13 protein-coding genes are annotated in these 13,357 nt (G+C 39.4%); 9 read left to right on the top strand and 4 right to left on the bottom strand.

Annotation, left to right across the window (positions count from 1 at the left end; genetic code table 11):
* Positions 1–6: 6 nt before the first annotated feature.
* The 3 genes from FOC32_RS05970 to FOC32_RS05960 all read right to left on the bottom strand — a co-directional run bounded on the left by FOC32_RS05970 (position 7) and on the right by FOC32_RS05960 (position 4,232).
* Complete coding sequence (locus tag FOC32_RS05970; protein ID WP_051065355.1) at positions 7–1,050, bottom strand: DUF2971 domain-containing protein; 1,044 nt, start codon at positions 1,048–1,050, stop codon at positions 7–9.
* A gap of 471 nt (positions 1,051–1,521) precedes the next feature.
* A complete protein-coding gene (locus FOC32_RS05965) occupies positions 1,522–1,806 on the bottom strand; it encodes a hypothetical protein (protein WP_004781710.1) in 285 nt (94 codons plus the stop codon).
* A gap of 74 nt (positions 1,807–1,880) precedes the next feature.
* Positions 1,881–4,232 (bottom strand): Tex family protein, encoded by a 2,352-nt coding sequence (locus tag FOC32_RS05960; RefSeq protein WP_004781708.1) that lies wholly within the window; start codon positions 4,230–4,232, stop codon positions 1,881–1,883.
* A 336-nt stretch (positions 4,233–4,568) separates the two neighbouring features.
* Here FOC32_RS05960 and ompR point away from each other — a divergent pair, with 336 nt between their 5' ends.
* The 5 genes from ompR (at position 4,569) to FOC32_RS05935 (ending at position 10,656) form a co-directional block, all read left to right on the top strand.
* A complete protein-coding gene (ompR, locus tag FOC32_RS05955; RefSeq protein WP_004781707.1) occupies positions 4,569–5,333 on the top strand; it encodes a two-component system response regulator OmpR in 765 nt (254 codons plus the stop codon).
* A 310-nt stretch (positions 5,334–5,643) separates the two neighbouring features.
* Complete coding sequence (locus tag FOC32_RS05950; protein ID WP_004781706.1) at positions 5,644–7,104, top strand: ATP-binding protein; 1,461 nt, start codon at positions 5,644–5,646, stop codon at positions 7,102–7,104.
* A gap of 205 nt (positions 7,105–7,309) precedes the next feature.
* On the top strand, positions 7,310–8,827 hold the full coding sequence (locus FOC32_RS05945) for an acetyl-CoA hydrolase/transferase family protein (RefSeq protein WP_004781704.1): 1,518 nt from the start codon (positions 7,310–7,312) through the stop codon (positions 8,825–8,827).
* A 230-nt stretch (positions 8,828–9,057) separates the two neighbouring features.
* A complete protein-coding gene (locus FOC32_RS05940; RefSeq protein ID WP_004781702.1) occupies positions 9,058–9,753 on the top strand; it encodes a DsbA family oxidoreductase in 696 nt (231 codons plus the stop codon).
* Between the two features lie 156 nt (positions 9,754–9,909).
* Positions 9,910–10,656 (top strand): IS5 family transposase, encoded by a 747-nt coding sequence (locus tag FOC32_RS05935; RefSeq protein ID WP_004781701.1) that lies wholly within the window; start codon positions 9,910–9,912, stop codon positions 10,654–10,656.
* Positions 10,657–10,678: 22 nt separating this feature from the next.
* Here the strand turns inward: FOC32_RS05935 and FOC32_RS05930 are convergent, their stop codons facing one another.
* Positions 10,679–10,873 (bottom strand): dodecin family protein, encoded by a 195-nt coding sequence (locus FOC32_RS05930; RefSeq protein WP_004781699.1) that lies wholly within the window; start codon positions 10,871–10,873, stop codon positions 10,679–10,681.
* Positions 10,874–11,289: 416 nt separating this feature from the next.
* Between FOC32_RS05930 and FOC32_RS05925 the strand changes: the two genes are divergently transcribed.
* The 4 genes from FOC32_RS05925 to FOC32_RS17005 all read left to right on the top strand — a co-directional run bounded on the left by FOC32_RS05925 (position 11,290) and on the right by FOC32_RS17005 (position 13,322).
* Positions 11,290–11,457: a hypothetical protein gene (locus FOC32_RS05925; RefSeq protein WP_004781698.1), complete on the top strand. Its 168-nt coding sequence runs from the start codon at positions 11,290–11,292 to the stop codon at positions 11,455–11,457.
* Positions 11,458–11,713: 256 nt separating this feature from the next.
* Complete coding sequence (locus FOC32_RS05920; protein WP_004781696.1) at positions 11,714–11,893, top strand: hypothetical protein; 180 nt, start codon at positions 11,714–11,716, stop codon at positions 11,891–11,893.
* A 9-nt stretch (positions 11,894–11,902) separates the two neighbouring features.
* Positions 11,903–12,322 carry a hypothetical protein gene (locus FOC32_RS17010; protein WP_228761284.1) on the top strand — a complete coding sequence of 140 codons (420 nt, stop codon included), beginning with the start codon at positions 11,903–11,905 and terminating at the stop codon, positions 12,320–12,322.
* 121 nt (positions 12,323–12,443) lie between these two features.
* Positions 12,444–13,322 carry a hypothetical protein gene (locus FOC32_RS17005; RefSeq protein WP_228761283.1) on the top strand — a complete coding sequence of 293 codons (879 nt, stop codon included), beginning with the start codon at positions 12,444–12,446 and terminating at the stop codon, positions 13,320–13,322.
* Positions 13,323–13,357: the final 35 nt, after the last annotated feature.

Genomic DNA, 13,357 nt, shown 5'->3' with positions numbered 1-13,357 from the left:
TTTTATTTAAATACGATATGGATTTTCAGAGATAATTGTTTTGGGTAGTTTTTTTACTCCTGAATCTTTCATTTTTTTCAATAAATCAGACATTTTATATGAAGACGCAAGTCCAATATAAATATTTCTTATATCTCTATTAGTGGGCTGACTATATTCGATATACGACTTAGTTTTATCATTTTCATCTAAAATTACATGATCGCTTTCAATTTTATCTATTACAACCATTCTACATTCTTGTTCTTCTTGAAATGCAAAATGTTTAAAAAGAAAACTTATAGGTGAAATAATTTTATTAGCTGATTTTAGATCATCTACTTTTAGATTATGATTTTCACCTTTTATAGCACTTAATGTAACCAATATAAAACCCATTGAATTATTTACTTTTTCTTCGATACCCGACATTTTTCTCGTATAGTCTTCCCAGCTTTTGACACTTAAAGATTTATCTTGAATCTCTTGAAAAAAAGTAAATTTATTTCTCTTAGCAACCTCAAAATATCCAGTAAAAGAATCTAAATATACACAGCGAAATAAAGGAATTTTAAGACCATTTTTAAAATCTTCTTTATTTACAGAATCTAAGTTATTTTCGTTAATAGAATCAATAATCATAGTATCGGTATTAAAGAAAAAATTTGAGTTATAAACTAAACTTACACCTGTACACGGTTTATTATCCTGCAGACCATATAACCTGAATTGATTTAAACTATTATGATTAAAAGTAAAACAACTTAAAAAAGTTTTATTATGTGAATCATATTCAATTTTATTAAGATGCAAGTATTCAAATAAAATATTCCCTTCAGATGGATCATTCATAAAGTCAGTTGAGTTTAGTCTAAATTTAGTTTTATTTGTTCCTAGCAATTGAGCAACACTAAAATTAGTATAATGTGCAACTTTTCTTTCATATTCACTATCAAAATCAACTAAAAGATTAGTTAGCATTTCAATAACATGATTTTGAAGATCTAGCATTTTTATATTAGCAACATTTTTTAAAAAAAGAACAAAATCTAAGTCTTTTCTAACTCTCACCCTATTGTTTAAATTTTCATTATAATTTAACAGTATAGAGGTGAAGTTCTGATCATAAAATCTATCCGGGAAGTAATATACTTTAAAATAATCATCACTAAAGTGTGTAGATATATTTAAAACTTTATAATAGATCTCTTGCGAAAGTATCGTTTTACCTAATTTTTGAATTGGCTAAAACCTTATAAAATGTAGCTTTGGGCTGTTTAAATTTTGACTAACGCAAGAAGTCTAATTTAGAAAATCGGAAAAAATCTTTTCAATAAAATCTAAATCATTAAATCTTATTGAGTAGAAATTTATTAAATATAGATAATAAGTTAAATTATAAAAATAAACTCCACTTCTAAAATCTATTTTATTAATTATATTAAAAAACTCATCTTCATTGATTTCATTCTTTATTTTGAGTTCCAACACCCTATATATTAAAACAATACTTCTAATATTTTTAAAGTATTTTTCTTGTAACTAACAAAACTTTAAATGATTTTCCTTTTTTATAGTATTATTATCAATATCTTCTTCATTATATAAAAAATCTATATTTTTATAAAAATCATCATTTTTTTGATCATAAAGACCTTTTTTAAGAGACTGCTTTTCATTTCTTATATCAATTAACAATTTATCAATATCTAATAAAAAAATATTAAAATCTACTTTTTCAGCACTCTCAAGGTTTTGTTGTAATAAATTTTTTATTTCTGCTCTATAACGATGAAAATTTACTATAACATTAAGCTTTTTATTCACAAACCACCCCAAAATATAAAAAGAGCCTTTCGGCTCTTTTTATATTAAATTACTTCTCAAACAAACTCATCAGTTTATTTCGAACCTTTAATTCCTGCTTGCAATAACAATGCCCCTAAACCACCAATTTTATTTTCTTGTGGTTTAGCCGCTTGAGGTTTCTTGCCATGCGGACGATCACCTTGCGGACGCGCATGCTGTGGACGTTTACCTTGTGGCTTGCGCTCACCGCGTTGCTCATTGTCACGGCGTGGTTGACGTGGTGCTTTCACTGGCGCTTCGGAACCTTCAGGACGCATCGACAGATTGACACGGTTACGTTCAACATCGACGTTCAGTACACGAACTTGTACGATTTGACCTGGTTTCACCACTTTATGCGGATCAGCCACAAATTCATTGGCTAATTCAGAAATATGTACCAAGCCATCCTGATGTACACCGACATCCACGAAAGCACCGAAGTTAGTCACATTGGTGACTACACCTTCCAGCTGCATGCCTTCAGTCAATTGAGCCACTTCAGTAATATCATCACGGAATTTTGCGGTACGGAATTCTGGACGCGGGTCACGGCCTGGTTTTTCCAGTTCAGCCAAAACGTCCTGAACGGTTGGCAAACCAAATTTATCATCCACAAATTCTTCTGCATTGACCTGGCGAATGATTTCAGTATTGCCAATAATGTCTTTTACCGTTGTTGCTTTCGCTTCAACAATTTTAGACACAAGCGTATATGACTCAGGGTGAACTGCAGATGCATCTAGTGGTTCTGAACCTTGCTGAATACGCAAGAAACCCGCTGCCTGTTCAAAAGTACGCTCGCCTAGACGTGGCACTTTTTTCAAATCCTGACGATTGTCAAAACGGCCATTTTCTTTACGGAAGTCCACGATTTGCTGCGCGATTGATTTGTTCAGACCTGCGATATAACCCAAAATCGCAGCAGATGCAGTATTTACATCCACACCGACCGAGTTCACACAGTCTTCAACCACTGCTTCAAGAGTTTTTGCCAGACCGGTCTGGTTTACATCATGCTGGTACTGACCTACACCAATGGATTTAGGATCGATTTTCACCAGTTCAGCTAATGGATCTTGCAGACGGCGTGCAATTGATACTGCACCACGGATCGATACATCCAGTTCAGGCAATTCCTGAGAAGCCAGTTCAGATGCTGAGTAAACAGAAGCACCCGCTTCTGAAACAGAAACACGAGTCAATTTCAGATCGCTATTTGCAGCCATCATTTCAGCAACCAATGCTTCAGTTTCACGGCTTGCCGTACCATTACCGATTGCAATCAGGTCAACATTGAATTCGCGGCAAAGACGTGCTAATTCAGTCAGTGAAACTTCTTTATCATCTTTCGGTGCAAACGGGTAAATGGTGCTATGTGCCAGTACATCACCAGACTCATTCACCACCGCCAGTTTCACGCCGGTACGGATGCCAGGGTCTACACCCAGAGTTGTACGGGCACCTGCAGGCGCAGAAAGCAGTAAATGACGCAGGTTTTCAGCAAAGACCTGCATTGCTTCAGCTTCAGCAGCCAGACGTTTTTCAGTCAATAATGAATGTTCGATCGTTGGACGAACTTTACCAAGCCAGAACAGTTTCGCAGTTTGCTTTAAGAAATCCTGACGGGATTGCGGCTGAATGGTATCCAGGTTGTATTCAGTTTCAATACGTGCCAATGGTGCATCATCTTCACCATCTACTTTAAGGCCCAGTACATTTTCCTGGCGGCCACGTAGCATTGCCAATAAGCGGTGTGAAGGTACCTTGTTCAGATTTTCAGAGAAATCGAAGTAATCACGGAATTTTTTACCAACTTCTTTTTTCTCTTCGCTAGCGACCAGACTTTTCAGCACAGCAGTTTTAGCAAACATTGCTTTAAGTTCAGTGGTCAACGCAATATTCTGTGCCCAGTCATCAATCAGGATGTGCTGGATCGCATCGAGCTGGCTTTCCTGATCTGGATAATCTTCATGGCTAAAGCCCGCCAAAGCTTCTGCCGGATCCACGGCTTCAGTAAAGATTTTTTCTGCAATCGGACCTAAACCGGCTTCTTTCGCTTTAAACGATTTGCTGGTACGTTTTGGACGGTATGGTGCGTAAATTTCTTCTAGGGCATTTTTAGTTTCTGCCGCATTCACCCGTGCCAATAAATCATCAGATAATTTATTTTGTTCTTTTAGTGATTCGATCACCTTTTCACGGCGTTCATACAAATCACGCAAATACGATAAACGTGTATCGAGCTGGCGTAGTTGCGTATCGTCTAAGCCCTGCGTTACTTCTTTACGGTAACGTGCAATGAAAGGAACGCTGGCACCCTCATCAATCAGTTTGATGGCAGCTTCTACTTGATTTGGACGTACGGCAAGTTCTTTTGCCAACTGCTGAACTAAGTCAGTCATCGTGTTTGATCCCACAAGGATAAGTACTAAATGGCATGATTATAAAGACCAGGTCTATAAAATCCACCATTGTTTTTATTAATTTATATAAGCTTCAGATAACCGTATACGATCGTTTTCCAGTTTTTCCACTAAAGTTTGCATGAACTTTGCATTTTATTCTTGTTCCGGGACGATTTTTTTCGCATATAGATGTATATATTTGGTATCTATGTCTTGATTTTAACTGCAATATTTGATGCTTTAGAGCATAGTCAATTAATAGTAATGAATCGTATACTCAAAGCATATTTCATTTTTTGTTTATGACGACAATAAAGAATAAAGGAGCACCTCATGAGTTTAGTGGTACCTGCTGAAAAACCCGATGCTGTACATACCGAAACCGACCGGGTCGAGCGCATCCTGGTTGTCGATGATGATGTGCGTCTGCGTACCCTGTTACAACGTTTCCTTGAAGATAAAGGCTTCGTCGTTAAAACTGCGCACGATGCCACCCAGATGGATCGATTATTACAGCGGGAACTGTTTTCTCTGATTGTGCTCGATTTTATGTTGCCTGTAGAAGATGGCCTCAGCATCTGTCGTCGCCTACGCCAATCGAATATTGATATTCCAATCATTATGCTCACCGCACGTGGTAGCGATTCAGATCGTATTGCAGGTCTGGAAGCTGGTGCAGATGATTACCTGCCTAAACCATTTAATCCAAATGAATTGCTAGCACGTATTCGTGCAGTTTTGCGTCGTCAAGTCCGTGAAGTTCCAGGCGCTCCTAGCCAGCAAATGGAAGTGGTATCCTTTGGCCCATGGTCACTGGATCTGTCCACTCGTACTCTGACTCGTGAAGGACAGGTCGTCACCTTAACTACCGGTGAATTTGCCGTATTGAAAGCCTTAGTCCAACATCCACGTGAACCTTTAACTCGTGACAAGCTGATGAATCTGGCACGTGGCCGTGAATGGGGTGCGATGGAACGTTCAATTGACGTTCAGGTATCACGCTTACGTCGACTGATTGAAGAAAACCCTGCCCGTGCGCGTTATATTCAAACCGTTTGGGGTGTCGGTTATGTGTTTGTTCCAGATGGTGCTGAATAATTTTCTTATTAGAAGAAAGTAAAATATTCGTCCGTCTATAAATCTAGTTTTGAATTACGTGACAAATTCATTCGCAATTGTCTGAGGCAGGAGGTATTCATCTCTAATGTTTCTGCGATAAATTGATTACTTGCCGCAATTTGACGAGTTTTACAAATGAAAATGGTTTTGCCTACTTTTGCCGAAACAAAAGTAGGTCGAACCAAAGGTTTTAACCTATATCTAAATTACAGATGGTTTGACTCCGGTGTGATAAGGCCTTTTAATCAACTTATAATAATTTGCTGAAGTCATAGCACAGGATTGCTCAGTGAAACTCGACCCCATCGACCCACAAAAATTTACCGATTTTGTCAGCTATTCAGAAAAAAAACGTACCCCTTGGGAACGCTTTCTGGACAAAGTCAAACCGCGCTCTGCAGCAATGCGAACCACTGTATTGGTGGTCTTTGTGGTCTGTTTCAGCCTGTTCATGTCAATCTGGTTTTTCTGGCGTACGCTTTATTTACCTGAAATTCAGCAACACGCGCGTTATCTGGCCATGGAGCTGGAGATTCTCAACAATCCGGACCTGCGTCTTTATCATAAAGAACAGGAAGTCGATATTGATAGCTGGCTCAAAAACCGGATCGGAATCGAATATGTCACCAATCCTGCTGAATACCCCAATGTAAAAGACAAGGTCATTGCCGAATTCTTTACCAATCAGATTGAAACCAAACTAGCCAAAGAATTAAGAATCGAACAGGCAACCGTTTATTTCCAGTTCAAGCCAAGTCCACGCATCTGGATTCAAACCCCTGAAATGAATGGCAACTGGGTACGTGAACCTCTTAAGACCTATGCCAACTATAGCCCTGAACTGATTCTAGGCTGGCTGCTTGGTACACCACTCATTGCCGGCATTATTATTCTGACCCTAGTGCGTCAGCTGAACCGTCCTTTACGCCGCTTGCAGAATGCAGCAAACAGCTATAGTAAAAATGGCTCTGCTCCTTATCTGGATACCAATCATGGTCCGCTGGAAATCCGTCAGGTGAATCATGCCTTTAACCAGATGATTTATACCTTGGATCAAACCGAGCGTGATCGTCGAATCATGCTCGCGGGGATTTCACATGACCTGCGTACACCGTTGACCCGTATCCGTCTGAGCGCAGAAATGATGCCGGATGAAGACTTCCTCAAAGAAGGGCTGATTTATGACGTCGAGGATATGGATGCCATTCTGAACCAGTTCATTTCCTATATGCGGGATGGCTCCGATGAAGAGCTGCAAGAAACCAATGTCAATGTACTGTTGCAGGAACTGGTCAAGCAGTTTAAGCCACTCGATATTCGCTTTACACCTCAAGAGATACCACTGGTTGAAGTACGCAGTATGTCGCTGAAACGCCTGATTGGTAACCTGATCAATAACTCGAAACGCTATGGTGCGGAACCAATTGAGCTTGCTGCCTATGTGCAGGACCATAAACTGATGATCAGTGTGGCCGATCATGGTGAAGGGATTCCAGAAGACCAGATTGAAGCGCTGATGCAACCCTTTGTTCGTGGAAATTCTGCGCGTACCGTACAAGGCAGTGGTCTGGGTCTGGCCATTGTCAAACGTATTGTAGATATTCACTCAGGTGAGCTGCATATCCAGAATCGGCCTGAAGGCGGTCTGGAAGCCATTATTGCCTTACCTCTGAAAACAGCAGATTCAGAGGCACCTACTGCCCCAACCACCTTGGATAAAATTCGTCAAACGCTCACTGATCACTTCTAGTAAGTGATCACAAAAGCATCAAAATACTTTTTAGTATTTCTATACAATTCATTTTAATTTTCAATAATTCAATTATTTAAAAAACATCATTTTTCATTATACCTACATTTAGCTAAAAAATTAGACCTTAGCCTAACACCTATGCAAAATACATTTTTTGATCGGTACAATCCGTATCATTATTTAAGAATTTATGAGAGTTGAAATGTCTTTAGATCGTATCCGTTTAGCCTCCCTACACAACAAAGTCATCAGCCCTGAACAAGCTGCTGAATTCATCGAAGATGGTATGACTGTGGGTATGAGTGGCTTTACTCGCGCTGGTGAAGCGAAGGCGGTTCCTTTAGCTTTAGTACAACGCGCAAAAGCAAATCCATTAAAGATCACGTTAATTACTGGTGCATCACTAGGGAACGATCTAGACAAACAATTGACTGAAGCTGGTGTATTGGCACGCCGTTTACCGTTCCAGGTCGATAACACTTTACGTAAAGCGATCAATAAAGGCGAAGTGATGTTCATCGATCAGCATTTGTCTGAAACAGTTGAACAGATGCGTAACCAGCAGTTGAAAAAACCTGATGTAGCGGTAATTGAAGCAGTTGCGATCACTGAAGATGGCGGCATCATTCCAACAACTTCTGTAGGTAACTCTGCAAGTTTTGCAATTTTTGCAGAGAAAGTGATTGTTGAAATCAACACGAATTTAAGCCCAGCGTTTGAAGGCTTGCACGATATCTACATCCCGACATATCGTCCAACGCGTCAAGCGATTCCATTGACTCAAGTGGATGAGCGTATCGGTACGCATGCGATCAATATCGATCCATCTAAAATTGTTGGTATCGTATTTAACAGCGAATTGCATGACTCTCCATCTACTGTGACCGCACCAGATGATGAGACTCAAAGCATTGCCAACCATTTGATCGCTTTCTTTGAAAAAGAAGTGGCTGAAGACCGTCTACCGAAAAACCTCGGGCCTCTTCAAGCAGGGATTGGTTCAATCGCAAATGCGGTATTGACGGGTCTGAAAGATTCAAACTTCGAGGACTTGATCATGTACTCAGAAGTACTACAAGACTGTACCTTTGAATTGATCGATGCAGGTAAGATGAAGTTTGCTTCAGGTTCTTCAATTACACTTTCTGCTAAATATGGCGAGAAAGTATTTAACAACCTGGAGCAATACAAAGACAAACTGGTATTGCGTCCACAAGAGATCTCTAACCACCCTGAACTGGTACGTCGTTTAGGTATTATCGGTATCAACACTGCGCTTGAATTCGATATCTACGGTAACGTGAACTCAACTCACGTTTGTGGTACCAAAATGATGAACGGTATTGGTGGTTCAGGTGATTTCGCACGTAATGCGCACTTGGCAATCTTCGTGACCAAATCAATTGCGAAAGGTGGCGACATCTCTTCAGTAGTACCATTCGCGTCTCACGTAGACCATGCTGAACACGATGTAGATATCTTGGTAACAGAACAAGGTCTGGCAGATCTTCGTGGTCTGGCGCCACGTGAACGTGCTCGTGCGATCATCGACAACTGTGCCCACCCAATGTACCGTGATGCATTGAATGATTACTTTGACCGTGCATGTGCAAAAGGCGGCCATACCCCTCATCTTCTTCGTGAAGCGCTTTCTTGGCACTCAAACTTCGAAGAAAATGGTCATATGCTTGCTGTTGAAGCTGCGGTAAAAACTGCATAATTGACTGCATTCACAAAACGCCCTACGGGGCGTTTTTTTATGGCATTTTTATATTTTTTTGAGTAGCGGGAACCAGATTCTTTTGACGGACTCATCTGGCTATCACCTGCTCTTTCTTCTTTTATTAACCTGCTGATCCGCCGTAGAAATACACTTCTGACGATCCAGGGCTTTAAATTCTGATTCTTCACCCTCATACTTGAACATAAGAGCAAAATTAGAGACATGACATGCGCGTAGATATTTGGTCAGATGTGGTTTGCCCCTTCTGCTATATTGGTAAAAAACGTTTAGAAGCTGCTGCAAAGGAAAGTGGGATTGAACTTGAAGTCCATTGGCATAGTTTTCAGCTAGATCCTGAAGCACCAGTCCGTCAGGAAGTTTCTAACTCTGAGCGTTTGGCACAAAAATATGGCCGCTCAGTGCCAGAAGTTGAAGACATGCAGCGCAATATTGCAGCCATGGCTAAACAGGAAGGCATTGAATTTAACTGGGAAGGTGCCAATTCTGGCAATACCTTGAATGCGCATCGCATCATTCACTTGGCACAAAGCAAAGGTCTAGGCAATGAAGCTCAGGAAGCCTTTTTCTACAGCTATATGACGCAAGGCCTGCCAATTGGTGAACGTGAAACGCTGGAAGATGTCGCAGCGCGTATTGGCCTGAACCCGGTTGAAGTAGATGATTTACTCGACTCGGATGAATTTGCGGACTTTGTTAAATTTGACCAGGAAGTGGCGCGTAACCAGCTCAAAGTTACCGGTGTTCCGTTCTTTGTATTTGATCAACGCATTGCTTTGGCAGGTGCTCAGCCGAAGGAAGTTTTCTTGCAAGTTCTTGAAAAAGCTTTAGAGGAGCCACAGGAACAGCCAACAGCTAATCAGTGTTCTACAGATGCTTGTGATGTTCCGGCAAAGCCTGAATAAAAATTAAATCAAATCAAAAAATCCCCATTCAAGATGGGGATTTTTTATGAATGATGTGAACTATTCAACCAGAAAACTAGGGTGTGTTGACACTTTTAGCTTAAAAAATAGCGAAGTAGTAAAATCAAATCGCCAAACCCAATTTTACTATTCGCTATGCCTCGTACCATGCTGACAGATCAACACTGGCAAAAGTTGAAAACTATTTTGCGTAATTTATCTATTCATCACAACTCAAACTTACGTAATTTTATTGAAGCTATTCTCTATAGAATTAGAACAGGCTGTCCGTGGCGAGATATTCCTTCCTATTTCGGTCAATCAAACTCTATTTTCAAACGTTTTAATCGTTGGTCAAGCAGTGGTAAGTTACTTAGATTATTCAAATTACTAGCCTCATGCCCAGATATGGAGTGGATTTTTATTGATGGCTCTCACGTACGTGCTCATCAACATTCTGCCGGTATAGCGAATCAATCCATTTCTAAAAGTGTAGGAGGAAACTCCTCAAAAATACATTTGATTGTTGATGCAAATGGCAATCCTGTTGATTTCATGATTACCGATGGAACCACACATGACGTCAAAGTTGCACCTGATTTAATATCAACATTAGACTTAAAAGAGACAAAAGTGGTCTGCGCAGATAAAGGCTATGATTCAGAACCACTGCGTGAACAGATCAGAAAAACAGGGACAAAATCGAATATACCAAAGAAAATAAATAGCCAATCGAACAATGATCATATGGACTGGTATTTATATAAAATCAGGCATTTAGTTGAAAATATGTTTTGTAGATTAAAGCAATTTAGAGGAATAGCTACTCGATATGACAAGCTCAAAAGAAATTATCAAAGTGCTGTTGCCTTAGCCTGTATATTTTTATGGCTACCTTTATAGGTTTAATTATGAACAGTAAATGTCAACAGACCCTAATCTTTAGATTGACACGATATTCGGTAATTTTATTGTCATTAATCACAACTTTCTGTTCATTGATCCAAGCACCTTGAACATTTTTAATCGTCTCTGTGACTTTCGCGATGCCAGTCTGAATTGCATCCTCAAAGCTTTTACTACTGCTTGAATTGACTTCTACCACTTTTGCAATTGCCATGATTTAACACTCACTCTGTGAAGATAGAAACATTCATCTTAGTTGATTTAAATTTCTCTACAGCTCTTAGCAAACAAGCGATAGCAAAAACTTACAGGGAATGAACAAATACTAATCTACCCTTACTGCTTTAAAAAAATTTAAATCTAGATCTCTAGTTTTAAATAATCAACAAATAAATATTTACTTAAAAACTTCTAAAACATCTAAAAAATGTATAAAAAACAACCTAAAACCGTCTAGAGCAAATACTCTAAGATATTGTTTTATAGAGTATTTTATCTAAATTTAGTTGCTTTTCTTGCCGATTTGATCATTTTTTATTAATTGCCATTTGATATTATTTTTCACGTGATTTAGGACTAACTTTTTTCTTGTTCAAACTCTTGAACACCCAGATATCAAAAGGTCATGTTATGAAAACTGTTAAATTTTTATGCGCAGCAACTGTGATGGCTTTTTCTCTACAAGCTTCAGCACAAATGGCTCAAGTGGTTTATCTTCCAGATTTCCCTGTAAGCAAAGCACCAGTTGAAACTGTAGCAACAGATACTGCAACTGCAGAAACTGAAAAAGCGGCTTAAGTCTTTAAGCAAAATCTCCCAGCAGGCTGAATTATTCAGCCTGTTTTTATTTCAGGGCTTCGAAAATTTAACTTGTTCTTCTATTTAAAGAGCATTAAAAACCTCATTATTTTTTATTTTATTTTGATTTCGTTCACTTTTTATTCAAGAACAACTGCCAAATTCGCTTAAAAAATACTCAAAATAATCAAGCATTTTGTCAATCAGATGCTTATAATCAGAACCTGATCTTTTATGGATTTCAGACTTTCTTGTTATGAACCAGCTTCAAGCATTAATACAGGGAAAAATTTCTCCGCAGGCAATTTCTGTGGATTTTTTGATTGAAATGGCTGAGCGTTATCCAGATCCCAACTCTACCGAATACAAACTGGTAGAACTTGCAGTCAACATGATCATGGCCAAGTCACTGGATAAAGCACTCAAATATATCTAGAGAGCTAAAATGAATGCTTTAGAAAAAGCAAAATTAATTAAAGAATTAAATGAATTGGGGCAGCAATTAGAACATAAATCCCTTAGTTTATATGAAGCTGCCCGAACCAAAAAAAGACTTCAGGATATTTTTCATCTCTGTGATGAACCTGTTTTTAAAAATCAGATTTTAAGTTTTAAATCCCGTGTTCAGCCTGAGCTGGCAGCACATCAGTTTGCAGCGAGCACCGAGTTTCATCATCGTTATCGCGGTTATTTTAAGGATCCTGTCCAGCTGCAACAGGCACTGACTATGCATAGAGAAACAGGCTGGGCCTTTTTGCATCAGCCACAACAAGGCTGGCAAATCTGGCTGGGTCCTGTAAAGCAATCTGATTTTTTACATAGTGAATGGGATGAATTAGTAAATTCCCACAACTGGCTTTTGTAGCAACAGCAACAAGGCGCATATTTTCCTCTCGATCCCCAACTGGATATTCCGGCTTTATCTTGTTCAGGATGCCGAATTCGATACGCTTACCCTGGAAATCGCGCGTTATCATCAGGGCAGTTTGCAGATTCAGACCAAGATCACTGTACCTCAACTATCTGAAACAATTAAACCTGATTTAGACAGAGCAACTAGCGAAACAGAAGAAGCCAAAACAGCTGAACTGCCTATAGAAATAGACAATACGGATAGTTCATCCTCTATTTTGATAATAGATGAAAATATTACTTTCCCTGAATCTATAGAGCTAGGTGAATTCTCTGCCCTGCTGCATCCATTAGAACATGCTGGAGCGACTATACGGCGTCTCTGCGTCCTAGAAGTGCAACCGGCTACCTCCCAACCGGCTGATCTGGAAATGGCGCTATATTATGCTGAGGAAGACCACTGGCAGGCACGTCCTGTTTATCTTGCCATGCAGACCGATCAGCAAGGGCAAGGTTTGAAATATCTGATGCTCTTGGGTGCACCGAGTCTCTTGCAGGCCAATTCATGTATCCAGCACTGGGGCATACAGCGTGGATGGCGTTGTATAGAGATAAAATCCATATCATGGGCAGCTTTAGGTGCCTGCCTTGATCAGATAGACCTTTTCAGTGAAATGTATCTGCAACACGCCGAAACGGTCTGGATGCCTGAGGAAAGCTATGCCTATATTCCGGCTCGGCGTATTCATCAAAAGAAATTTATCAATTTTGAGGAAGCACCCGCTGATTTTTCCACTCCAATTTTATTACTACAGGAACATCAGAAAATTCGGGTGATTCATGGGGAAAGCCGCCTGGCATTATCCAATCAGGAAATCGCTTATCCTTATTTAATATTCAAGCGTGATAAGGATTTGAATTGGCAAAAAATTCATCAAATTGTTTTAGGATTGTCACAGCCGGTACAGGTTTTAGATCTTTATATGGCAATTCAGGCACAAATCATTAAATAATTGATGTAGTTATGTAGTTTATCCTTGCTTTTTTT

Origin of the sequence: Acinetobacter sp. FDAARGOS_724, from assembly GCF_013364475.1 — a bacterium.
In the GTDB taxonomy this organism is placed as follows: Bacteria; Pseudomonadota; Gammaproteobacteria; order Pseudomonadales; family Moraxellaceae; genus Acinetobacter; species Acinetobacter variabilis.
Note: the sequence above shows the minus strand (reverse complement) of the source record. Positions and strands in the feature narration are given on the sequence as shown.

What these genes read in the sequence shown, in the direction of transcription:
- FOC32_RS05960 (WP_004781708.1), bottom strand. Translation starts at nt 4,232, where the DNA reads ATGACTGACTTAGTTCAGCAGTTGGCAAAAGAACTTGCCGTACGTCCA.
- ompR (WP_004781707.1), top strand. Translation starts at nt 4,569, where the DNA reads ATGAGTTTAGTGGTACCTGCTGAAAAACCCGATGCTGTACATACCGAA.
- FOC32_RS05945 (WP_004781704.1), top strand. Translation starts at nt 7,310, where the DNA reads ATGTCTTTAGATCGTATCCGTTTAGCCTCCCTACACAACAAAGTCATC.
- FOC32_RS05940 (WP_004781702.1), top strand. Translation starts at nt 9,058, where the DNA reads ATGCGCGTAGATATTTGGTCAGATGTGGTTTGCCCCTTCTGCTATATT.
- FOC32_RS05935 (WP_004781701.1), top strand. Translation starts at nt 9,910, where the DNA reads ATGCCTCGTACCATGCTGACAGATCAACACTGGCAAAAGTTGAAAACT.
- FOC32_RS05930 (WP_004781699.1), bottom strand. Translation starts at nt 10,873, where the DNA reads ATGGCAATTGCAAAAGTGGTAGAAGTCAATTCAAGCAGTAGTAAAAGC.
- FOC32_RS05925 (WP_004781698.1), top strand. Translation starts at nt 11,290, where the DNA reads ATGAAAACTGTTAAATTTTTATGCGCAGCAACTGTGATGGCTTTTTCT.
- FOC32_RS05920 (WP_004781696.1), top strand. Translation starts at nt 11,714, where the DNA reads ATGAACCAGCTTCAAGCATTAATACAGGGAAAAATTTCTCCGCAGGCA.
- FOC32_RS17010 (WP_228761284.1), top strand. Translation starts at nt 11,903, where the DNA reads ATGAATGCTTTAGAAAAAGCAAAATTAATTAAAGAATTAAATGAATTG.